At 73.2% G+C, this 22,384-nt stretch carries 21 protein-coding genes; 10 read left to right on the top strand and 11 right to left on the bottom strand.

The annotated features are described in order from the left end of the window. Positions 1-3: 3 nt before the first annotated feature. The 4 genes from PV410_RS03630 to PV410_RS03615 all read right to left on the bottom strand — a co-directional run bounded on the left by PV410_RS03630 (position 4) and on the right by PV410_RS03615 (position 3,910). Positions 4-1,701, bottom strand: coding sequence for a carbohydrate binding domain-containing protein (locus PV410_RS03630; RefSeq protein ID WP_500322245.1), 1,698 nt, complete (start codon positions 1,699-1,701; stop codon positions 4-6). Between the two features lie 170 nt (positions 1,702-1,871). Further along, the gene (locus tag PV410_RS03625; protein ID WP_500322244.1) at positions 1,872-2,522 is read right to left on the bottom strand and encodes an SCO2207 family protein; all 651 of its coding nucleotides are present in this window, start codon (positions 2,520-2,522) and stop codon (positions 1,872-1,874) included. A 121-nt stretch (positions 2,523-2,643) separates the two neighbouring features. Continuing rightward, positions 2,644-3,642 (bottom strand): CapA family protein, encoded by a 999-nt coding sequence (locus tag PV410_RS03620; protein WP_500322243.1) that lies wholly within the window; start codon positions 3,640-3,642, stop codon positions 2,644-2,646. A 34-nt stretch (positions 3,643-3,676) separates the two neighbouring features. Then, a complete protein-coding gene (locus PV410_RS03615) occupies positions 3,677-3,910 on the bottom strand; it encodes a hypothetical protein (RefSeq protein WP_499511552.1) in 234 nt (77 codons plus the stop codon). A gap of 64 nt (positions 3,911-3,974) precedes the next feature. On the opposite strand from PV410_RS03615, the gene map reads away from it, so the two are divergent. The 4 genes from map (at position 3,975) to efeU (ending at position 8,224) form a co-directional block, all read left to right on the top strand. Next, a complete protein-coding gene (gene map / locus PV410_RS03610; RefSeq protein ID WP_500322242.1) occupies positions 3,975-4,823 on the top strand; it encodes a type I methionyl aminopeptidase in 849 nt (282 codons plus the stop codon). A gap of 124 nt (positions 4,824-4,947) precedes the next feature. Then, complete coding sequence (gene efeO, locus PV410_RS03605) at positions 4,948-6,084, top strand: iron uptake system protein EfeO (protein ID WP_500322241.1); 1,137 nt, start codon at positions 4,948-4,950, stop codon at positions 6,082-6,084. Positions 6,085-6,102: 18 nt separating this feature from the next. Beyond that, positions 6,103-7,356: an iron uptake transporter deferrochelatase/peroxidase subunit gene (gene efeB / locus PV410_RS03600; protein ID WP_500322240.1), complete on the top strand. Its 1,254-nt coding sequence runs from the start codon at positions 6,103-6,105 to the stop codon at positions 7,354-7,356. 16 nt (positions 7,357-7,372) lie between these two features. Further along, positions 7,373-8,224 (top strand): iron uptake transporter permease EfeU, encoded by an 852-nt coding sequence (efeU, locus tag PV410_RS03595; protein WP_500322239.1) that lies wholly within the window; start codon positions 7,373-7,375, stop codon positions 8,222-8,224. A 42-nt stretch (positions 8,225-8,266) separates the two neighbouring features. Here efeU and PV410_RS03590 read toward each other — a convergent pair whose 3' ends face one another. Beyond that, positions 8,267-9,013, bottom strand: a complete 747-nt coding sequence (locus PV410_RS03590; protein ID WP_500322238.1) for a bifunctional DNA primase/polymerase — start codon at positions 9,011-9,013, stop codon at positions 8,267-8,269. Between the two features lie 388 nt (positions 9,014-9,401). Between PV410_RS03590 and PV410_RS03585 the strand changes: the two genes are divergently transcribed. After that, a complete protein-coding gene (locus PV410_RS03585; RefSeq protein WP_500322237.1) occupies positions 9,402-10,073 on the top strand; it encodes a biliverdin-producing heme oxygenase in 672 nt (223 codons plus the stop codon). A 329-nt stretch (positions 10,074-10,402) separates the two neighbouring features. Here PV410_RS03585 and PV410_RS03580 read toward each other — a convergent pair whose 3' ends face one another. The 4 genes from PV410_RS03580 to PV410_RS03565 all read right to left on the bottom strand — a co-directional run bounded on the left by PV410_RS03580 (position 10,403) and on the right by PV410_RS03565 (position 14,632). Beyond that, entirely contained in the window at positions 10,403-11,785 is a 1,383-nt protein-coding gene (locus tag PV410_RS03580; protein WP_500322236.1) for a serine hydrolase domain-containing protein, read from the bottom strand. A 173-nt stretch (positions 11,786-11,958) separates the two neighbouring features. Beyond that, entirely contained in the window at positions 11,959-13,050 is a 1,092-nt protein-coding gene (locus PV410_RS03575) for a YeiH family protein (RefSeq protein WP_500322235.1), read from the bottom strand. Between the two features lie 26 nt (positions 13,051-13,076). After that, the gene (locus PV410_RS03570; protein WP_500322234.1) at positions 13,077-13,640 is read right to left on the bottom strand and encodes a cysteine dioxygenase family protein; all 564 of its coding nucleotides are present in this window, start codon (positions 13,638-13,640) and stop codon (positions 13,077-13,079) included. A gap of 86 nt (positions 13,641-13,726) precedes the next feature. Beyond that, entirely contained in the window at positions 13,727-14,632 is a 906-nt protein-coding gene (locus tag PV410_RS03565; RefSeq protein ID WP_500322233.1) for a LysR family transcriptional regulator, read from the bottom strand. 161 nt (positions 14,633-14,793) lie between these two features. On the opposite strand from PV410_RS03565, the gene ddaH reads away from it, so the two are divergent. Together ddaH and PV410_RS03555 are read left to right on the top strand one after the other, a co-directional pair. After that, a complete protein-coding gene (gene ddaH / locus PV410_RS03560) occupies positions 14,794-15,609 on the top strand; it encodes a dimethylargininase (RefSeq protein WP_500322231.1) in 816 nt (271 codons plus the stop codon). A 28-nt stretch (positions 15,610-15,637) separates the two neighbouring features. Next, complete coding sequence (locus PV410_RS03555) at positions 15,638-17,170, top strand: phytoene desaturase family protein (protein WP_500322400.1); 1,533 nt, start codon at positions 15,638-15,640, stop codon at positions 17,168-17,170. A gap of 80 nt (positions 17,171-17,250) precedes the next feature. Here PV410_RS03555 and PV410_RS03550 read toward each other — a convergent pair whose 3' ends face one another. Next, complete coding sequence (locus PV410_RS03550) at positions 17,251-18,243, bottom strand: small ribosomal subunit Rsm22 family protein (RefSeq protein WP_500322229.1); 993 nt, start codon at positions 18,241-18,243, stop codon at positions 17,251-17,253. An 86-nt stretch (positions 18,244-18,329) separates the two neighbouring features. Here PV410_RS03550 and PV410_RS03545 point away from each other — a divergent pair, with 86 nt between their 5' ends. The 3 genes from PV410_RS03545 (at position 18,330) to PV410_RS03535 (ending at position 20,184) form a co-directional block, all read left to right on the top strand. Further along, entirely contained in the window at positions 18,330-18,569 is a 240-nt protein-coding gene (locus PV410_RS03545; RefSeq protein WP_500322228.1) for a hypothetical protein, read from the top strand. Between the two features lie 66 nt (positions 18,570-18,635). Next, on the top strand, positions 18,636-19,907 hold the full coding sequence (locus PV410_RS03540) for an MFS transporter (protein WP_500322226.1): 1,272 nt from the start codon (positions 18,636-18,638) through the stop codon (positions 19,905-19,907). Between the two features lie 58 nt (positions 19,908-19,965). Beyond that, a complete protein-coding gene (locus PV410_RS03535; protein ID WP_499511567.1) occupies positions 19,966-20,184 on the top strand; it encodes a TrfB-related DNA-binding protein in 219 nt (72 codons plus the stop codon). A gap of 361 nt (positions 20,185-20,545) precedes the next feature. Here PV410_RS03535 and metG read toward each other — a convergent pair whose 3' ends face one another. After that, the gene (metG, locus tag PV410_RS03530; RefSeq protein WP_500322224.1) at positions 20,546-22,135 is read right to left on the bottom strand and encodes a methionine--tRNA ligase; all 1,590 of its coding nucleotides are present in this window, start codon (positions 22,133-22,135) and stop codon (positions 20,546-20,548) included. Positions 22,136-22,384 lie beyond the last annotated feature (249 nt).

The following is a 22,384-nucleotide window of genomic DNA, read 5'->3' as shown; positions in this document are numbered from 1 at the left end:
CGATCAGCCGGTGAAGCCGGCGGTGATCGAGGTGAACTGCCAGGTGCTCTGGCTGATGCCGGAGCAGTTGCTGGTCACGCCGCCGCCGGGGCACGGGCGGTCCCGGTTGACGGCCCAGTAGGCGAGCCGGGCGATGTGGTGGGAGTTGGCCCAGTCCCGGATCTGGGTCCAGATGGCCGGGGTGGTGTTCTCCTGCTGGTCGCTCAGCCCGTTCATGCCGGAGATGCCGAGGTGGGCGTAGGCGGTGGCATCGTCCCAGCCGAAGGTGGACTTCAGCTTGGCCTTCAGGCCCTCGGCGGCGTTCACGGTGTTGCCGTACATGTCGGCGCCGCCGCCGAAGTCGAACGGCATGATGGTGAAGACGTCGATGTTGGCGCCGAGCGCGTTGGCCCGCTCGACGAGGCGGTTGCCCCAGTAGCTCGGGCCTGTCGTCGACGTGCCGAAGGTGACGATCGTCCGGATGCCGGGGTTGTTCTGCTTGACGATCTTGAGCGCGTTCAGGACGCGGTCCTGGACGACCTCGCTCTCGAACTCGTCGGTGTTCTCGATGTCGACGTCGATCGCCTTGAGGGCGTAGGCGTCGATCACCTTCTGGTAGGCGCCGGCGAGCGCCTCGGGCGTGGAGCAGTTGGGGCCGAGCTTGTTGCCGCTCCAGCCGCCGATGGACGGGACGATGTCACCGCCCGCGGCGCGGATCGCGTTGATGGTGGACTGGTCGGTGCCGCCGGTCAGCGGCCGGGAGCCGTCCCAGGCGGGGTTGCAGCCGCCGGAGGAGAGGATGAAGGCCATCGTGAACCACTTGATGCCGGTGGCGCTCATCACCGTGGACGGGCTCGGCGGGTCGCCCCAGCCGAGGTAGAGGTAGGGCGCGGCCTGCTTGAAGCCGGTGCCCCCGCCGCCGCCCGCGTTGGTGGTGACGGTCACGGCGTTGGAGGCGGCCGAGGTGTTGCCCGCGGCGTCGCGCGCCTTGACGGTGAAGGTGTACGAGGTGCTCGCGGCCAGGCCGGTGACGGTGGCGGAGGTGCCGGTCACGGTGGTGGCCAGGGTGCTGCCGCGGTAGACGTCGTAGCTGGTGACGCCGGTGTTGTCGGTGGCGGCGTTCCAGGACAGCGAGACGCTGGAGGAGGTCTTGCCGGTGGAGGTCAGGCCGCTGGGCGCGGTGGGCGCCTGGGTGTCACCGCCGCCCCCGCCGCCGGGGCCGTCGAGGCTGATGTCGTCGGCGTTGTAGGTGCCCTGGGCGTACCAGCCGTGCACGTAGATCTGGACGCTGGTCTGCGAGGCGCCGGTGGTGAAGGGGACGGTCAGCTGGGTGTAGGAGGCGGCGGACGGGGTCCAGGTGGACGCGCCGCCGGTCACCCCGAGGTAGACGTACGCGCCGCGCACCCAACCGGTCAGCGAGTACGCGGTGTTGGGCTGTACGGAGACGGTCTGGGTGCACTGGGCGGTGTCGCTGCTGCTGACGGCGCCGGCGAGTGCCTTGGTGCCGCTGTGCACGGGGCTGCCGACGACCGATCCGCCGGAGCAGGACCAGCCGGAGAGGCTGCCGCTCTCGAAGCCCGGGTTGGCGACGAGGTTGGCGGCGTGGGCGGTGCCGGGCAGGGCGATCAGACTGCCCGCGGCGGCGAGGAAGGCGGCGGTGACGCCGGCCAGGATGCGGGATCTGCGCGATCCGGTACGGGGGACATGACGACGGAAGAGCACGTGACCTCCCAGTGGGGGGCGGCGGGGGGCTGCGCTGTGCGAGTGGTCTGGACCGTTGGTCTGGACCTGTCACGCGGATTGAAGCGAAGTGTCGTGCTCCCGTCAAGAGGTCCGGACCACTGCCGCTTCCTGGTACGGCAGTGGCCCGGACCGGCCGCGGGGTCCCCCGGTCAGCCGACGCGTTCGATGCGCGCCTTCCTGATCAGGAACTTGCCGGGCTCCCGGACCTGTTCGAAGGCCGCGTTGTTCAGCAGCGCACAACTCCCCGAGGTCGAGGTCACCGACACCGTGGTCGACTTGTTGTTGTCCAGGTTGGTCACCTTGAGCTTGGTGCCCAGCGGGAACTGGTTGCTGGAGGCGGCGGGCGCGCCGCTCTCGCCGGAGAGGGTGACCGTCGAGCCCGCGCAGACGACCTGGCCGACGGCGCCGCCGGCCGGCGGCGCGGCCTGACCCTGGTTCTGGCCCTGGTTCTGCCCCTGGTTCTGGCCCTGCTGGTTCTGGCCCTGACCCTTTCCGGCCGGGGCGGCGGGCGCCGCGGGCGCCGCCTGCGCGGCACCGCATCCGGAGGCCTCCCGCTGCACGTTGATCTGCTTGATCACCGCCTCGCGGTTGGCGATCCGGGCCGCCGACTGGGAGTCGGGATCGGCGCGTTGGGCCGCGATGAAGCTCTCGTTGTTGCGCAGCGCCTGGTCGAGCCCGTCGCACACCACCGACGCATGACCCATGCTCATGGTCACCACGGCGAAGCCGCCGGCCAGGGTGGCCGCGCCGGTCATGAGCGCGATCTTCTGCTTGGTGCTCATCGTGCGTTTCCTGGACATGGGGGCCCCTTTCCTCCGACCGGCCGTCGGTCGGATCCGGTCCACGTGCCCTTGGAAACGGAGCGTCGTTGGTCTGGACCTCAATCCGTTCGGAATCTCGGACAGGAGGGGGCCGTCTGTGCTACGGGTCGGTAGCTTCGCCGTCCCAGCGGACCACCAGCCGCCCGCCCTCCTCTGTGACCCGGTGCCCGAACCCGGCGCAGGCGCGCCGGAACCGCCGGGCGATCCAGGCCCGTTCACCGCGGTCGGCCAGCCGGGTGAAGCAGAAGTCGAGGGCGATCGGCACCGCCTCCAGCCGGACGGGGCGGTGGCCGGCGGGGTCGAAGGTGACGAGGAAGAACAGGCCGCGGTCGTTGCGCAGCCGCGGATCGGTCGCGTAGTCGTCGACGAAGTCGCCGAGGTCGTAGAGCACCCCGTCCGTCACACCGTGGAAGACGTGCGCGGAACTGCCCGCGACGAGTGTGGCGCCCGCCGTGCGCAGGGCCCCGGCGGCGTCCCGGATGTAGCGGGCCGGGCCGGTGGTCATGTTGGGCCCCCAGTGCGGGGTGGCGAGCACCGCCGCCGTCCGCGCGCCCAGGCTCGCGACGCCGTCGGTGAGCCAGCGCGGGACGCCCTGGCGCAGGTCCGCGTAGGCCACCCCGGGGCGGTCCGGTCCCGCGGCGTACTCCGCCGGATGGTCGGTGACGCCGACGACGCCCAGGCTCGGGCGGCCCGCCGCGCCCCCGGGGCCGCCCAGCACCGCCGGGGCGCGCGCCGCACTCTCGTCCGGTCCGGCCCCGACGGCGGCGATCCCCGCGGCGGCCAGGTGCTCCAGCGTGTCCAGCAACGCCGTCCGGCCGTAGTCCAGGGCGTGGTTGTTGGCCAGGTTGACGCAGCTCACGCCCAGGTGCGTCAGGGCGCGCACGGCGACGGGCGGGGCACGGAAGAAGAAGGGCTTGAAGGGGTCGGGCCAGGGCTCACCGCGGTCGGAGATCGCGCACTCCAGGTTGAGGACGAAGAGGTCCGCCTCCCGCGCGACGGCCACGACCTCCTCGGAGAACAGCGCCTCCGGAGGGGCCTCGGCCAGCCGCGCGGCCACCATGCGGCCGAGCATGGTGTCGCCGGCCAGCCCGAGCTTCACCCTTCCATCGTGCACCCGTCGGCCCCCGGCGGGCTCACTCCTCCCCGCCCTCCCGTGAGCGGTCCTTCCACCGCGGGTCGTTCTCCCACTGCAGGTTCCGCTCGGCGGCCGTCTCCATCGCCCGCTCCGCGTCCGCGCGGCTCGGGTACGGCCCCATCCGGTCCTTGGCGGGGCACTCCGGCCCCTCCTCGACCTTGTGGTGCTCGATGCAGTAGAACCACTCGCCGGGCTTCCCCGCGGGCTTGCGGACTCGCCTGAACAACGCCATCGTCCCTCCTCGTACGACGTCCTGCCGCCATGCTGCCCGACCGGCCGCCGATACACTCGCTGACATGTCTGTCCTGGTTCCCGGCAAGCTCTCCCCCACCCGTCCCGTGCCCGCCTCGATCCCGCGTCCGGAGTACGTGGGCAGGCCCGCGCCGCGGCCGTACGACGGCCCGGAGGTGCAGTCGGCGGAGACGATCGAGAAGATGCGGATCGCCTCGCGGATCGCCGCGCGGGCCATGGAGGAGGCGGCGAAGGCGATCGCGCCGGGTGTCACCACCGACGAACTGGACCGGATCGCGCACGAGTACATGTGCGACCACCAGGCCTACCCCTCGGACCTCGGGTACCGGGGTTTCCCCAAGTCCCTGTGCTCCTCCATCAACGAGGTCATCTGCCACGGCATCCCCGACTCCACGGGGCTGCGCGACGGCGACATCGTCAACCTGGACGTCACCGCCTACATCCACGGAGTGCACGGGGACACCAACGCCACGTATCTCGTCGGCGAAGTCGCCGAGGAATCAAGGCTGTTGGTGGAGCGCACCCGGGAATCCCTGAATCGCGCCATCAAGTCGGTGAAGCCCGGACGGCAGATCAATGTGATCGGCCGGGTCATCGAGTCCTACGCCAAACGGTTCGATTACGGTGTCGTGCGCGACTTCACGGGCCACGGCATCAACACCGCCTTCCACTCCGGCCTGATCGTCCCGCATTACGACGACCCGCGTGCGACCACGACCATGAAGCCGGGCATGACCTTCACCATCGAGCCGATGCTGACCCTGGGCACCCACGAGTACGAGATCTGGGACGACGGCTGGACGGTCGTCACCAAGGACCGCAAGCGCACCGCGCAGTTTGAACACACCCTTGTGGTGACGGACACAGGCGCGGAGATCCTGACGCTGCCTTGACCTCCTCATGGGGATTCCTTTACCGAAATGCGGCCGTGTCGCGATAGGCCTCGGATAGGTTAGGCAAGCCTTTCACAGGAGAGGCTTGCCTAAGTCATAGCTTCCCGAGCCGCCTGGAGACCGCATGTCCGCCGTCCGCATGTCCGCAGTAGCCGCCGCCGGCATAGTGGTCGCCGTCACCGCCGTCACCGGGTGCGCGGAGAAGGCGGACGGCAAGGCGTCCGACGCCGTCACGGTGACCGCGACGGACACCAAGTGCGAGGTCTCCAGGACGACTTTCCCGGCCGGGCACGTGCAGCTGGCCGTCGAGAACAAGGGCTCCAAGGTCACCGAGGTCTACGTCTACACGGCCAGCGACCAGATCGTGACCGAGCGGGAGAACATCGGCCCCGGCACCAAGGCCACCATCACCGCCGAGATCAAGGCCGGTACGTACCAGATCGCCTGCAAGCCCGGCATGAAGGGCGACGGCATCCGCCAGAAGATCACCGTCACCGGCAAGGGCGCCGCCAAGAGCGACCCGCGGCTGGACGCCGCCGTGGCCGCGTACCGCAAGTACGCCCAGGAGCAGGCCGACCAGACGATCCCGGTGGTCCAGCAGTTCGCCGACGCCGTGAAGGCGGGCGACGTGGAGAAGGCCAAGTCGCTCTTCGCGCCCTCCCGGGTCGGCTGGGAGCGCACCGAGCCGGTCGCCGAGTCCTTCGGCGACATCGACCCGCTGACCGACACCCGCGAGGACGGCCTGGAGGACGGCCAGAAGTGGACCGGCTGGCACCGGCTGGAGAAGTCCCTGTGGCAGGACAAGAAGGCCGGGGCCGAGGAGGGCGCCCTCGCCGACCAGCTCGTCACCGACCTGAAGGACTGGCAGACCCGCGTCGGCAAGGCCGACATCACCGCCACCAGCATGGCCAACGGCGCCAAGGAGCTGCTGGACGAGGTCGCCACCGGCAAGATCACCGGTGAGGAGGACCGCTACTCCCACACCGACCTGTCGGACTTCCAGGCCAACGTCGAGGGCGCGATGAAGGCCTACGAACTGCTGAAGCCGGTCGCCGCCGAGAACGACGCGGCGCTCACCGCCGACCTCGACAAGCAGTTCCCGGCCCTGACGGCGCTGCTCGACAAGTACCGCAAGGGCGGCAGCACCACGGAGTTCGTCTCCTACGACACCGTCGGCAAGGACCAGCGCAAGGAGCTCTCGGACGCGGTCAACGCGCTCGCCGAGCCCCTGTCGAAGCTCGCCTCGGCTGTCGCCAAGTAACCCCGGGGGCTGTGGACCATGTCCGATGAGAGTGTCACGTCGCGTCGTAAGGTGCTCGGCTGGACCGGTGCGGGTGTCGTCGTCGCGGCCGCCGCGGCCGGCGGCGCCGTGGCCGCGGTCCGCTCCGGGGACGACGTGCAGCCCGCGGGCGCCGCGGGCAGCGCGATCGCCTTCCACGGGGAGAACCAGGCCGGCATCACGACCCCGGTGCAGGACCGGCTCCACTTCGCGTCCTTCGACGTCAAGACCGAGGACCGCGGGGAACTGGTCGCGCTCCTGAAGGAATGGACCGACGCCGCCCGGAAGATGACGCAGGGCCGGCCGGTCGGCGAGGGCGCGGTCGGAGGCCTCGCCGAGGCCCCGCCGGACGACACCGGTGAGGCGCTGGGCCTGCAGCCCTCCCGGCTCACCCTCACCATCGGCTTCGGCCCCTCACTGTTCACGACGAAGGACGGCGCGGACCGCTTCGGGCTGAAGGCGCACCGCCCCGGGGCGCTGGTGGACCTGCCCAAGTTCCCCGGTGACGCCCTCGACCCGAACCGCAGCGGCGGCGACCTGTGCGTCCAGGCCTGCGCGGACGACCCGCAGGTGGCCGTGCACGCCATCCGCAACCTGGCCCGGATCGGCTTCGGCAAGGTCGCGATGCGCTGGTCGCAACTCGGCTTCGGCAAGACCTCCTCGACCACTCCCGAGGAGCAGACCCCGCGCAACCTGATGGGCTTCAAGGACGGCACGCACAACGTCGCGGGTTCCGACAGGGCCACCCAGGACGAGCACGTGTGGGTGTCCGCCAAGGACGGCCCGTCCTGGATGGCCGGCGGCTCGTACCTCGTCGCCCGCCGCATCCGGATGCACATCGAGACCTGGGACCGCACCCCGCTGCAGGAGCAGGAGCAGATCTTCGGCCGGACGAAGGGCGAGGGCGCTCCGATCGGCAGGCAGCGCGAGCACGACGCCCCGGACTTCAAGGCGATGCTCCCGGACGCGCACGTCCGGCTGGCGCACCCGGACAACAGCGGTCTGACGATCCTGCGCCGCGGCTACTCCTTCACCGACGGCACCGACGGCCTGGGCCGCCTGGACGCCGGGCTGTTCTTCATCGCGTACCAGCGCGACGTCCGGGACGGCTTCGTGCCGCTGCAGATGCGGCTCGCGAAGCTCGACTCCCTCAACGAGTACATCCAGCACGTGGGTTCGGCCGTCTACGCCGTACCGCCGGGCGTCCGGGACAAGGACGACTGGTGGGGCCGCGAGCTCTTCCAGAACGACTGAGAGGAAGTGACCGGCGGTGTTCGCCAACTACCTGATCGGGCTCCGTGAGGGCCTGGAGGCCAGCCTGGTGGTCTGCATCCTGGTCGCGTACCTGGTGAAGACCGACCGCAAGGACAAGCTGCCGCCGGTCTGGCTCGGCGTCGGCACCGCGGTCCTGGTGAGCATGGCCTTCGGCGCCGCCCTGCAGTTCGGCTCCTCCGAGCTGACCTTCGAGGCGCAGGAGGCGCTGGGCGGTTCGCTGTCGATCGTCGCGGTCGGCCTGGTGACCTGGATGGTCTTCTGGATGCGGCGCACCGCGCGGCACCTGAAGGCCGAACTCCACGGCAAGCTGGACGCCGCGATCGCCATGGGCACCGGGGCACTGGTGATCACCTCCTTCCTCGCCGTGGGGCGTGAGGGGCTGGAGACCTCCCTGTTCATCTGGACCGCCGTGCAGGCCACCGACGACGGCGTGCGCCCGCTGGTGGGCGCGGTGCTGGGCCTGCTGACCTCGGTGGTGCTGGGCTGGCTGTTCTACCGGGGCGCGCTGCGCATCAACCTGGCCAAGTTCTTCACCTGGACCGGCGCCATGCTGGTGGTGGTCGCGGCGGGCGTGCTCGCGTACGGCTTCCACGACCTGCAGGAGGCCGGCTGGCTGCCGGGGCTGGGGACCGAGGCCTTCGACGTCAGCGACCAGATCCCGCCGGACTCGTGGTACGGGACGCTGCTCAAGGGCGTGTTCAACTTCCAGCCGGACCCGACCTGGCTGCAGGTGGCGGTCTGGGCGCTGTACCTCGCGCCCACGATGTTCCTCTTCCTGCGCCCCGGCAGGGTCAGCGCGCCGGCCGTCAGGCCGTCCGCAGCGGTTCCGGTCGGTGACGAGGGCTGAGGCCGCCGGGCTCCCGACCGCTTCACGGCCCCCGGGCCGGGGTCAGTGCAGCCAGCCGGCCGTCTCGGGCTCGGGCTCGACCTGGGCGCAGGCGTCGGTCAGCACCCCGAGCAGCGGCAGCGGGTCGGGCAGCACCTGCTCGGGGCCGTGGCCGGCGACCCACGCGACGGTGGCGCCGGAGGGCAGACGCGAGGGCGGGAGCAGCACGTAGCTGGCGCGGTGGTGCCAGCGCAGGCCCGGGTGCTCGTCGAGGGTCTCGGGATGGCAGTCCAGCTCGCACGGCCACCACTCGTCCTCGTCGGCCGTGGCACGGGTGGCGGTGAAGAACAGCATGCGCCCGTCGGAGACCGCGACGGGCCCGGCCGCGGAACCCTCGGCGGCCAGCCGCTCCAGGGCGATCCGGCCCGCCTCGGCGGGTACGTCCAGGACGTCGTGGGCGATGCCGGTGGCGGTGATGAAGTTGGCCAGGGGGTGCGCGCGCAGCCAGCGCCTGACCTGCTCCGCGTCCGTGGTGGCCTGGGTCTGCCAGGCGAAGGAGACGGGGTGCGTGCCCGGGGTGGGGCAGCCGATCCGGTCGCAGGAACAGCGGTAACCGGACACGGGCGACGGGTGGGCGGCCGGCGCCAGCGGCAGGCCGGCGTCCGCGGCTTCCAGGAGGAGCTCGTCCCGGCGCAGGTCGTCCCCGTTCCGGCCACCGGCGGCCGCGCGGACCGCGGCCCCGTCCACTCCGGCACCGCGCTCCCCCGCCTTGCGGCGCAGCCAGTCGGACAACCTGCCCTTGGTGACCATCGAGCCCCTTTCCTCGCCCCGTGAACCCTTGCTCCACCCTACGTAACGAGGGAAAGGCCGTAAGCGGAATCCACGGATGGTGGAAACCATCCTGCTCCCCGTCCGCATTCCGGCCGCGCGCGGGGTCCCCCTGCAGGGCGTCCCCCGTCCCGGGCGGATCCGGGCACGTTTCCCTTGTCCCCGCTTGTCCCCGCTGCCCGCGGCACCCGGGGCGACGACCGGCACCGGCCTCCCCTCCGTGACCACCGTCACCCGCGGGACGACGCGCCGTCCGCCCCGGAGGGCGGATCCGCGCTAACCTGGTTTCCCGACAGGTTGTCGGCAACCCATGGACTTAGGGTCCCCTAAGTTGCGACGATTCCTGCAGGCCCGACGCAGGAGGATTCCCTTGACGCCAGCCCACGGCTCCGCGACCGCACCGTTCTCGGCCGTCATCCGCTCCGCCAGCCACGACCGGCACACCGAGGCCGAGACCTCGACGTTCATCGGCGACCTGCTCGGCGGCCGCCTGGGGGTCGCAGCGTACGCGCGCTACACCGAGCAGCTCTGGTTCGTCTACCGGGCGCTGGAGGACACCGCCGCGCAACTGGCCGGCGACCCCGTGGCCGGGCCCTTCCTGCGTCCGGAGCTGATGCGCGTCGCCGCCCTGGAACGCGACCTGGACCACCTGCTCGCCCCCGGCTGGCGCGACAGCGCCGGCGCGCTGCCCGAGACCCTCGCGTACGCCCGCCGCGTCACCGAGACCGCCCGCGCGTGGCCGGCGGGCTACGTCGCCCACCACTACACCCGCTACCTCGGCGACCTCTCGGGCGGCCAGGTCATCCGCGGCATCGCGGAGAAGACCTGGGGCTTCTCCCGCAAGGGCGACGGCGTGCGCTTCTACGTCTTCGACGCGATCGGCAACCCCGCGGCGTTCAAGCGCGAGTACCGGAGCCTGCTGGACGCCCTGCCGGTCGACGACCTCGAGAAGCAGCGCGTCGTGGAGGAGTGCCGGCGGGCCTTCGCCCACAACTCGGCGGTCTTCGCCGCGCTGGGCCGCGAGTTCCCGCTGACCGCCTGATCCCCTGACCCCCTGACCCGCGACGACCCGGCTGGTCCCCGCCGTTCGGGCACCCGTACCGCGCAGGCCGCGTCGTCAAAGTCCTGCCTGCCCCGCGGCGCTCCCCCAGCTGGCGCTGGGAGGTGCCCCCAGGCACGGCACTCCCCCCAGCCTTCGGCTAGGGGGAGTTGTCGAATCGTCCGAGTAGCCCACTACGAGGGCGACTCTCCGCCTTGCGATGCACCGCACTTGGGGGTACCTCCCAGCGGAGCCGGGGGAGCCGCTGGGCCCGCCCTCCGGGCGGTGGGGCACCCCCAGCGGAGCTGGGGGAGCTCATGTGGGGACGCGGCCTAGCCGAGGGGGGAGGTCCAGCCCGAGGGGTCGACTCCGCCCGGGACCGGGGCCGCCGGGTCGTAGGGGGTGCGGGTGAAGACGAAGGAGCCGAGGTCGAGATGGCCGACGGTGCCGTCGGGGGCGCGCACCGCGCGCAGGGTCTCGCCGTCGTAGTAGCCGTCCAGGCCGGTCCAGGTGCCGTCCGGTTCCGCGCGGAAGCGGGCGCCGCGGGCGGTGCCGGACAGGGCGGTGAGTTCCAGGTCGCGGCCGGTGCGCAGGCGCAGGACGTGCGGGGCGGTGCCCCAGTACCAGGGGCCGGTGAGGGCGAGCAGCTCCGGGTCGGGGTCGGAGTCGGGCCGCCAGGGCTCCGGGATGCGGGGCTCGCGCTCGGCGACGATGCGCAGCAGGTCGGCGGCGATCGTCGTGGTCGGGGCGCCGGTGGTGGAGTTGGCGAGGACGACCGCGCCGAGTCCCTCCTCCGTGTCGCACCACAGCCCGGCCACGAAGCCGGGCATCGATCCGCCGTGCCCCACCAGAACCCGGCCGTCCGGGGTCTTCATCAGCTGCACGCCGAGGCCCTGGTCACCGCCCGGCGCGGCCGGCCGGCGCATCTGCTCCAGCGTCGCGGGCACCAGGACGCGCTCGTCGCCCGCGGCGAGGAAGGCGGCCCAGCGGCACAGGTCGTCGGCGGTCGACCACAGTTCGCCCGCGGGGGCCATCAGGCCGGTGTCCTGCACGGCCTCGGCCATCATCAGCTCGGCGTACGGGTGGACGGCCCAGCCGCCGGCGTGCGGGGCCTGCGGGCGGCGCGTCGTACGGGTCATCCCCAGCGGTTCCAGGACCTCGGCGGTCAGCACCTCGTCCCAGGGCCGGCCGTCGTGGAGCGCCTCGACGACGGCGCCGAGCAGGGCGTACCCGGGGTTGGAGTAGTGGTGGCGTTCGCCGGCGGGGTGCAGCCGCGGCGTCCCGCCGAGGAGGTCGGCCGTCTCCGGCCGCAGCGCGCCGGGCGTGCGCTCCCACCAGGGGCCGGGGGTCTCCGCGGCCAGTCCGGCGGTGTGGGTGAGGAGTTGGCGCACGGTGACCCCGTCGGCGGGGGTGCCGCCGATGTGCTTCTCGACGGGGTCGTCCAGCCCGAGGCGTCCCGCGTCGCGCAGCCGCATCACCAGGACGGCCACGAAGGTCTTGGTGAGGGAGCCGATCCGGTACTGGGTGTCCCCGTCCGGGGCATGCCCGTCCACGCAGGAGCGCGCTCCGGTCCACACGGCCTCGCCGTCCCGGACGACGGCCCCCACGAGGGAGGGGGTGCGGCTGCTGGACTGGGCGACCGCGACGCGGTGCAGCAGGGCCCGGCGGGTGTCCGGGAGCAGGGCGTCGTCGGGGTCGGTCTGCGGTGTCGGCATGCGCTCACCTTAGAGGCGGGCCCGGGCGGGGTGCCGGGCGCATGGCACCGGCTTTGCCGTCGGCGGCCTCATGGCCACCGTCCCTGCCGGGAAGACGGGTGTCGGCTCCGCCCTGGACGGCACCATCCAGCAGGCCGGTACCGCGCTCGTCGTCGGGCCGCCGGCCGGGGTCGTCAACTGGTGAGGAGCACACCGGCGTAGGAGACGGTGGCGATGAGGGTCCAGGAGATCAGGCCGACGGCGGCCACACGCGGCCCGGTTCGCGCCAGGGCGCGCAGGTGCACCATGCTGCCGAGCCCCACCATGGCCATGGCCAGCAGCAGTTGCTGCAGTTGCTGTGCTCCGTCGAGCACGCCGGCCGGCAGGACTCCGGTGCTGCGCACGGCGATCATGACGAGGAAGCCCACGACGAACAGGGGCAGCAGCGGGGTCCGCCGCGCGGAGGCGGCGGCGTCCGGCCCCGCGGCACCCGACATGGCGTGCCGCCGGCGCAGGGCGTAGGCGACGGCTGCGACCAGGGGTGCCAGGAGCGCGACGCGCATCAGCTTGACGAGCACCGCCTCACCGAGTGCCGCCGGGCCCGCGGTCTGGGCCGTCGCGACGACCTGTCCGACGTCGTGCACGCCGGCTCCGGCCCAGCGGCCGAACTGCACGTCGTCCAGGCCGAGCGGGTGGTGCAGCAGCGGCAGCACGCCGATGGCGAGGGTGCCGCAGAGCGTGACCAGGGCGACGGACGCGGCCACGTCCTCCTCGTCACTGCCGCTGACCTGGCTCACCGCGCCGATGGCGGAGGCACCGCAGATGGAGTAGCCGGTGGCGATGAGCAGCGGCTGGTCGCCGCGCAGGCCCATGCGGCGGCCGAGCCAGAGGGTGCCCCAGAAGGTGGCGGCCACGACGCACACCACCATGCCGGCCGTGGCCCAGCCGAGGCCGACCACGTCGTCGAGGCCCAGCTGCAGTCCCAGGATCACGATGCCGATGCGCATCAGCCGTTTCCCGGCGAAGGTGAGCCCCGGCCGGGCCCGGCCGCGCAGGGTCGCGCGCAGGCCCGGCAGGTTCGCGGCGGCGATGCCGAGGAGGACGGCGGTGGTGGGCACCGGCACGGCGGGCAGCAGCCGGTGCAGTGCGGTCGCCAGGACGGCGCCGAGGGCGGTGACCAGCAGGCCGGGCAGCACGGTCGCGACGGCCCGGCGGCGGCCCGCGCCGCCTCCGGCGGGGGACGCGGCGGGGCGGGCGGTCGGCGCCGCCCCACGGGGGACGGGCACGGGGGTGCGCGTCGCGGTGCGGAGGTTCACCGTTCGCCGACCGGCAGCCGGTAGACCCGCCGCACGCTGGAGCCCAGGCGGGAGATGTCGGCACCGTAGATGTGCAGCGAGATGGCCTTGCCGGTCCCGCCATTCCACACCTGGTGGATGTCGCCGGGCGGCGCGAAGCCGCAGACCTCGCCTTGGGCGTTGACGACGTCCTGGGTCGGGACGAGGCGGGAGCCGGTGCCGTCGGGGACCAGCCGGTAGCGGCGCTCGTGCTCCTGGCCCTGGTGCACCCCCGTGACGCACCAGGAGACGTGGTCGTGGATGGACGTCCGTTGCCCCGGCAGCCAGACCAGGGCGACGATCGAGAAGCTGCCGTCCTCCTCGGCGTGCAGGATGTGCTGCCGGTAGCGGTCCGGGTCGCCCTCGCGGTGCCGCTCGGCCAGCAGGTCGGCGGCGCCGAGGTGCGGCGCGAGCCGCTCGCCCACCAGGTGGGCCGTCGGGCCGGGCGGCAGGCCGCGGCCGACCGTCTCGCGCACCTCGTCGACGAGGCGGGCCAGCCGGGCGGTGGGCGCGGAGAGCGCCGGAACGGTCGCGGAGGTCATGTCCGCAGCGTCCGTGCGTACGGGCCCGCGCGTCCACTGACAGTTCCTTCACCCCGCTTTGCCCCTCCTTATGGATGGGGTGCGGGTCAGCAGCCGCTGCGCCGCTCGGCGACCGCCTTGAGCGCGTCGAGCACCAGGGCCGCGGCCGGGATCCGCAGATGGTCGCGCGGCACGTACGCCGCGACCCGGCGGCGGGAGACGGGGTCCAGCGGCCGGCCGGTGACCCGGTCCAGCCGCATGAAGGACAGCACCAGCCCGGGCATCATCGCGACCCCCAGCCCCTCCGCGACCAGCGACTGGACCACGAGGTTGTCGTCGGTGGCGAAGGCGATGTCGGGGGCGAAGCCCAGCTCGGCGCACTCGTGGAGGAAGTTGACCCGGCAGCGCATGCAGCCGGCGATCCAGCGTTCGTCGGCCAGGTCGCCGAGCCTGACCGAGCGGGACCTGGCCAGCCGGTGCCCGGCCGGCATCAGGACCATGAGCTGGTCCTCCAGCAGCGGGATCTCGACCAGGTCGTCCGGCACTGCCTCGTGCAGCCCCGGGTAGGTGAAGGCGAGGGTGATGTCGCACTCGCCGCGGGTGACCCGCTCCAGCGAGTCGGGCGGTTCGTCCCCCAGCAGCTCGACCCGTATCCCGGGGTGCTCGGCCGCGAGCAGGGCCAGCGCCTCGGGGATCAAGGTGGCGTTGGCGCTGGGGAAGGCGCACAGCCTCACCCGGCCGGTCTCCAGCCGGGTCACCGCGCCTATCTGCTCCCAGGCCACGGTGATGCTGTCGAGGATCGTCTCGGCGTGCCGCGCCAGCGCCTCACCCGCCTCGGTCAGCCGCATGCGCCGCCCGACGCGGACGAAGAGCGCGGTGCCCACCGAGCGCTCCAGGGCCTTCATCTGCTGGGTGACCGCGGGCTGGGTGTAGCCCAGCGCCACCGCAGCGGCCGAGTAGGAGCCGGCCGTGACCACGGTGTGGAAGGTCTTGATGTGCCTGGAATCGAACACCCCCGAATCATAAGGGGAACTTTGGACAACCCGGCAGACGGCCTCCTCGTGCTTCTGGGAGGGCTCCGCCGGGGGGTGTTTGCGTCCGCAATCCGGTGCGGGGTGTCCGCTGTGGGTCCACCATGTCACTACGGCCTCAACCACACCGCGAGGAGCCTTCATTGAGCGCAGCGCGCACCGCCTCGTACCGCCGGTATCTGATGTGTCCTCCCACGTACTTCCGCGTCACGTACTCCATCAACCCCTGGATGGACCCCACGAAGCCGGTCGACCCCGCGCTCGCCCTGCTCCAGTGGGAGGACCTCCGTGACCGCTACCGCTCGCTGGGGCACACCGTCGAGATCCTGCAGCCGCTGCCGGGCCTGCCGGACATGGTCTTCGCCGCCAACGGCGCCACCGTGGTCGACGGCCGGGTCTTCGGAGCCCGCTTCGCCAACGCCGAGCGGGCCGCGGAGGCGCCCGCGCACCGCGAGTGGTTCCTGAACCGCGGTTACGGAGAGGTGCACGACCCGCACCACGTCAACGAGGGCGAGGGGGACTTCGCCGTCACCGACAGCTGGCTGCTGGCCGGGAAGGGCTTCCGCAGCAGCCCGCTGTCGCACGCCGAGCTCCAGGAGTTCTTCGGCCGCCCCGTCATCGGCCTGGAGCTCACCGACCCGCACTTCTACCACCTCGACACGGCGCTGTGCGTGCTCGCCGGCGACGAGATCATGTACTACCCGGACGCCTTCTCCCCCGGCAGCCGCGCGGTGCTGCGCCGGCTCTTCCCCGACGCGCTGACCGCCACCCGCCAGGACGCCACGGCCTTCGGGCTCAACTGCGTCAGCGACGGCCTGAACGTCCTGGTCCCTTCCGGGGCCACCGGGCTGCTGCGGCGGCTGCGCGAGCGCGGCTTCGAGCCGGTGCCGGTGGACATGTCCGAACTGCACAAGGCCGGGGGCAGCGTGAAGTGCTGCACCATGGAGCTGCGCGACTGAGCGTGATACGAAAGGGCCCATGTCGCAGCTGCCCCTTCACCCCTCGTACGACGTCGTGATCGTCGGCGGCGGCCACAACGGCCTGGTCGCCGCCGCGTACCTCGCCCGCGCGGGCCGCTCCGTGCTCCTGCTGGAGCGGCTCCCGGGCACCGGCGGCGCCGCCGTCTCCACGCGGGCGTTCACCGGTCTGGACGCACGGCTGTCCCGGTACTCGTACCTGGTGAGCCTGCTGCCCCGGAAGATCGTCGACGACCTGGGGCTGCGCTTCGCCGTCCGGCGCCGCCGCATCTCCTCCTACACCCCGTACGGCGACGGCGGGCTCCTCGTCGACGCCGAGTCGCCGTCCGCGACCCGCGAGAGCTTTGTCCGGCTGACCGGCTCCGACCGCGACTTCGAGGCCTGGCAGCGCTTCTACGGCATGACGCAGCGGGTCGCCGAGCGCGTCTTCCCGACGCTGACCGCGCCGCTGCCGTCCCGGGCCGAGCTGGAGCGGACCGTGGACGACCCGGAGGCCTGGTCGGCGCTGTTCGAGCGGCCGCTGGGCGAGACCGTCGAGGCCGCCTTCGAGGACGACCTGGTGCGCGGCGTGGTGCTGACCGACGCCCTGATCGGCACCTTCACCCACGCGCACGACCCCTCCCTGCTGCAGAACCGCTGCTTCCTCTACCACGTCATCGGCGGCGGCACGGGTGACTGGGACGTGCCCGTCGGCGGCATGGGCGCCCTCACCGACGCCCTGGCGGACGCGGCCCGGTCGGCCGGGGCGGAGATCCTGACCGGCACCGAGGTCACGGCCGTCGCAACCGACGGCACGCGGGCCGAGGTGTCGTTCGAGGGCGGCAGCGTGGGCGCGGGGCACGTGCTGGTCAACGCCTCCCCGTACGCGCTGGCCGGACTGCTGGGCGAGGCGGCCCCGCAGAAGCCCGAAGGCGCGCAGCTCAAGGTGAACATGCTGCTGCGGCGGCTGCCGCGGCTGCGCGACACCGCGGTCGACCCGCGCGACGCCTTCGCCGGCACCTTCCACGTCGCCGAGTCGTACACCCAGCTGGACCGGGCCTACCGCGAGGCGGCCGAGGGCGCGGTGCCCACGGCGCCGCCGTCCGAGATCTACTGCCACTCGCTGACGGACCCGTCGATCCTCGCCCCCGACCTGGCCGCCCAAGGCGTGCACACCCTCACCCTCTTCGGGCTGCACGCCCCGGCGCGGCTCTTCGCCGACGACCCCGCGCAGGCCAAGGAGACCCTCCTCAAGGCGACCTTGGCGCAGCTGGACGCGGTGCTCGCGGAACCGCTGGCGGAGTGCCTGGCGGTGGACGCGGACGGGCGGCCCTGCATCGAGGCGAAGTCCCCGCTCGACCTGGAGCGGGAGGTCGGCCTGCCCGGCGGGCACATCTTCCACCGCGACCTGGCGTTCCCCTACGCGGAGTCGGGCGGCGGCGCCTGGGGCGTGGGGACCGCGCACGCGAACGTGCTGCTGTGCGGGGCGGGCGCGGTGCGCGGCGGCGGGGTCAGCGGCGTCCCGGGCCACAACGCGGCCATGGCGGTGCTGGGCGACCGGTGAGCGCGCGGCAGGGTGCGGCCCTGCGCCCCGCGCGGTGCCGCACGCCGTCGGCGGCAGGCCGTCGCCCCGCGGACCCGGGGCTACTCCGGTTCCGCCGCAGGAGGCGGCCACGCGTCGCCCCAGGCGACGTCGCGGGCGGCACGGTACAGCGCGCCGTGCCGCTTGCTGACGGTGTCGCGGCGCAGGCCGTCCTCGACCGTGCACAGGTCGATGAGGACCTGTCCCTTGCGGATCTGCGGATGCCGCACCACACGGTCCGGTGAGCCGTCGCCCGCCGCGGGGAAGCGGGCGGCCGCGACGTAGCTGAACTTCTCGTCCTCGTACGGCAGGGAGCCCCCCTTGACCTGCCGGTGCAGCGAGGTGCGGGCGACCCGGGCCGCGAAGTGGCACCAGTCCGGGGCCTGCACCGGGCAGGTGCCGTCGTGGGGGCAGGGGGCGAGGACGTGGAAGCCGGCCGCGATGAGCCGCTCGCGCGCCGCGAGGACCCGGGCGTAACCGTCCGGGGTGCCCGGTTCGACGACGAGCACGGCGCCGGCCGCGGCGCGCGCCGCCTCGTCGACGACCGCGTCGCGGTCGGTCTCCGTGAGCTCGCCGATGACGTACGACAACGTGATCAGGTCCGCCTCGGGCAGCCGTGCCCCGGTGCCGAGCGGCGCCTTGTGCCAGCGCGCGTCCCGCACGGCGGTGTGCTCCGCCCCGGCGGCCAGCTCCCGGCCGAGCGAGAGCGCCGCGTCCGACCAGTCGAGGACGGTGCTGGTGTGCGTCCCGTCCTCCCAGGCGTCGGCGACCGCCCAGGTCGCGGCGCCGGTCCCGCCGCCCACGTCCAGGTGGCTCGCCGGGGCCCACTCCCCCGCACGGGCCCGGAACTCCGCCAGCGCCGCGCCGACCGCGGCGTGGGTGGCCGGCATGCGGTACGCCGCGTAGGCGGCGACGTCGGAGCGGTCGCGGAGGATCGGAGTGCTGCTGGGCGTACGCCCCCGGTAGGTGGCGATCAGCCGGTCGACGGCCTGGGTGGCACGGCCGGGCGGGAGCCCGTCGAGGAGACCGGCGAGGGCGGCTTGCAGAGAGGACACAAGGGTCAAGGGTAAGGGTCGCCCGGAGCGGGCCGGCGCGGTCGCCGTCAGGGTGCACCGGTACCCGGTTCGCAGGAGGTCGCGCGGTGTTCGTGGAGATCGTCCTCACGGCCCTACCCCTCGACCGCGACGAGGTCGAGGAGGCGCTCGCAGCCGCGTTCGAGGCCGACGGCGAGATCACGGGCGCCGGGACCGGCATGGGCAGCTGCCACCTCGACCTGGAGGTCGACGACGACGTGGACAGGGACGGCGCTCTGCGCAGGATCCACCGCACCCTCCGGGAACTCGGCGCGAGTGACCACGCCCAGGTGATCGTCCGCGACTGACACCGGCGCTGGGCCGTGTGACGACATGGCCTAGGCTCCGCCGTCATGGCCTCGCCGGATGAGCAAGTGACGGACGCACGACGTGACTTCGGCCGCCTGTGGGGCGCCTACGCGGTGAGCGCGGCGGGGAGCGCGGTCGGCTCCGGGGCCCTGCCGCTGGTGGCCGTCCTGGCGCTGGACGTCACGACCTTCCAGGTCTCCCTCCTCGCGGCGCTGTCGGCGCTCGCGGGCGCCGCCATCACCCTCCCCCTGGGCGGCCGCATCGAACACCGCCGTAAACGGCCGGTCATGATCACCGCAGATCTGCTCCGCTGGCTCGTGCTGCTCAGCGTCCCGGTCGCGGCGGCCCTCGGCGTGCTCACCTTCGCGCAGTTGTGCCTGGTGGGCATCGTCCAGGCGGCCGCGGCCATCGTGTTCGGCGCGGCAAGCACCGCGCACCTCAAGGGCCTCGTCCCGCCGGGGGACCGTCTCCGGGCGGCCTCGCGGCTGGAGACCACCGACTGGCTCAGCCTGAGCGCGGGGCCGCCGGTCGGCGGACTGCTCGTCACCGCCTTCGGGGCGACGATCACCCTGGCCGTGGACGCGGTCTCCTTCCTGCTGTCCGCGCTGGGCGTCCGCCGGATCCGCGGCCCCGAACCGGAGCCCCCGGCCCGGGCCGGGTCGCACGGCCGCGGCCGGGACCTGGTGGCCGGCTGGACCTACGTCCTGGGGCACCGCGGACTGCGGCCGCTCTTCTGGAACGCCATGCTCTTCGGCGGGTCCATCATGATGAGCAACCCGCTGCTGGCCGTCCTGATGCTCCGCGAACTCCACTTCACCCCGTGGCAGTACGGCCTGGCGCTGGGGCTGCCGTGCCTCGGCGGTGTCCTGGGCTCCCGCCTCACCGCCCCGCTGACCGGCAGGCTCGGCCCGCACCGGGTGCTGCTGCTGTTCGGGGTGCTGCGCACCCCCTGGCTCCTGCTGCTCGCCTGGGCGCCGCCCGGTCCCCTCGGGCCCGTCGTCCTGGTCACCGCCGACACCTTCCTGCTGCTGGCCGCCGGGGTCTTCAACCCGTCGTTCATCACGTACCGCATGGCCGCCACGGACGACGGCGTCATGACCCGGGTGGTGACCGCGTGGTCGGTGAGCTCCAAGACGGCCCAGCCCCTGTCCATGCTGGCCGGCGGCGCCATCGCCGCCGTGGGGGGCGTGCGCGTGGCGATCGTCGTCGCGGGCGTGCTGTGCCTGGCCAGCGCCCTGCTCCTGCCCTGGCGTGCCCTGCCGTCCACGGCGACCGGCCCCGGCCGGGCGGACGGACGGGAGGAGTCCGAGCCCTCGGGGAAACCCGCCACGACCTGAACCGGGGGCAGACAACAGGGGGTTGACAGCGACAACCCCGGGTTGTCACCCTGTGGGCATGGCAGACACCAGGGACCTCTCCGCGCACGAGCCTGCCCTCCGCCGCATCAAGGAGGTGCGGGCGCAGGCCATCCACCATGCCCGTCTCGCCCAGCAGTTCGCCGCCGAGCGGCGCGAGTTGATGCAGGACCTGATCGGCCAGGGCGTGTCGCAGGCCGACATCGCACGGGAGCTCGGGGTGACGCGGCAGGCGATCCAGAAGATGCTGGCGGGTTAGGCCGTGGCGTCACATGCCCTCCCCCAACCTGCGGCCGGGGGAGTTGTCGAATCGTCCGAGTAGCCCACTACGAGGACGACTCTCCGCCTTGCGATGCACCGCACCTGGGGGCACCTCCCAGCGGAGCCGGGGGAGCTCATGTGACGACACGACCTAGGCGCGCTTGCCCGGGCCCGGCGTTCACACCCTGGTGCCGCGGCCCGTCCTACGGCGCGCCCCCACGCAGCGAGGGCGCGGCAGCGGCCACCGCATCCGCGGGCGGCGACGGGACGGGCACCACGGGAGCGGCCACCCGCTCCGGAGCCCGGACACGCGCCGCCCACGGCCCGCGAGCCGCCTCCACACCGAAGGCCCTCCGCGGTCAGCCCGTCGCCCGTGCCGCCGGGGCCGCGGCCGGGGCGGCTTTCGCCGTGCCGGACTGGGGGAACAGCGGTGCGGGGGACGGGAGGCGGCCGTCGTCCCCGGCCGTGCAGCGCTGCGCGATCAGGGCCGCGGCACCCGGCAGGAAGGGCTCCAGCTCACCGGCGAGTGCACGGCAGGCTTGCACGAGGGCGGCCAGCACCGCGTCCAGGCGGCGGCCGGCGGAGGCGTTGCGGTGCCGGCGTTCGGCGCGGGCCAGCTCCCAGGGCCGGGTCTCGTCGATGCAGCGGTTGGCCTCGTCGACGATCCGCCAGACGGCGGCCGTGGCACGCCGGAAGTCCACGTCGTGCAGCGCCGCCGCGACGGCGTCGGGCGTTTCCCGACATGCCGTCAGCAAGGCCTCCGTGCCCGGCTCTCCGGGCCCGCCCGCCTCCGGGACGACGCCGTCACGGAACCGGTGGACCATCGTCACCACCCGGTGCACCAGGTTGCCGAGCCCGCCGGCGAGGTCCGCGTCGGCGCGGGCGACCAGCCGTTCGCGCGTGAAGTCGGCGTCTCCGACCCGCGGCACCTCGCGCAGCAGCCACCAGCGCACCGCGTCGGTGCCGTGCTCGGCGGTCAGTTCCTCCGGGTCGACGGTGGTGCCCGCCGACTTGCTGATCTTCCGCCCCTCCACCGTCAGGTAGTCGTGGACGAGGATGTCCGTCGGCAGCGGCAGCCCCGCCGACAGCAGCATCGCGGGCCAGTAGACGGCGTGGAAGCGCAGCACGCCCTTGCCCACCAGGTGCACGCGCCGCCCGTCGCCCGCCCACCACCGGCCGTACGCCGCGTCGCGCTCCCCGTCGGGGCCGCCGTAGCCGAGGCTGGTGACGTAGTTGCCGAGCGCGTCCCACCAGACGTAGATCACCTGCCCGGGGTCGCCGGGCACCGGGATGCCCCAGCCGCGGGCCCGGGTCTGGGACCGGGAGACGGAGAAGTCGCGCAGCCCGCGCGCAAGCAGGGCGAGCACCTCGTTGCGCCGCGCGGCCGGCTCGATGCGCAGCCGCCCGTCCTCGATCAGCCCGCGCAGCTCGTCGGTGTACCGGGACAACCGGAAGAACCAGTTCTCCTCCGCGACCGTCTGCGGCTCGGTGCCGTGCTCGGCGCAGCGGCCGCCCACCAGGTCGTCCGGCGTGTAGAACTGCTCGCAGCCCACGCAGTACAGGCCCTCGTAGTGCTCGCGGTAGAGGTCGCCCGCGTCGGCGCAGCGGCGCCAGAGCCGCTCCACGCCCGTGCGGTGGCGGGGGTCGCGGCTGGTGCGGATGAAGTCGTCCAGGGAGAGCGCGAGCGGGCCGTCCAGGGCCGCGAAGGCGGCCGCGTTGCGGTCCACGAGGTCCTGGACGGGGATGCCCTCGGCCTCGGCGGCCAGCACGTTCTTCAGCGAGTTGTCGTCGGTGCCGCTGAGGTAGCGCACCGGTTCCCCGCGTCGGCGGTGGTGCCGTGCCAGCACGTCCGCCTGCACCAGTTCGAGCGCGAAGCCGAGGTGGGGGCGGGCGTTGACGTACGGGATGGTGGTGGTGACGTAGAAATGGGAAGCCTGGGGCGCGGTCATCGGAACCTCCGGGAAGGACGGTGGCGGGGCTCCGACGCGCAAAAGGATCGAGGCCCCGGTGGGGGCCTCGGAAGACGCGGACGCGTCCGGTGTCAGCGGCCCCGGGCGGGGGCCATCATCTGCCGGTGGTACGGGTTCGCGATCATGCCCCGATGCTAGCAGCCGGGGCGCCCGGTTCGCGGAACCATTTCGCGAGGAAGGCGATGCGCAAGGGCCGCCCGGCGTGGGGCGGGACGACTCCCTGAGGGG

Source organism: Streptomyces sp. PA03-5A, from assembly GCF_033792725.1.
Lineage (GTDB): Bacteria > Actinomycetota > Actinomycetes > Streptomycetales > Streptomycetaceae > Actinacidiphila.
The sequence above is the reverse complement of the archived record's forward strand: the minus strand, read 5'-3'. Positions and strand labels throughout refer to the sequence as shown.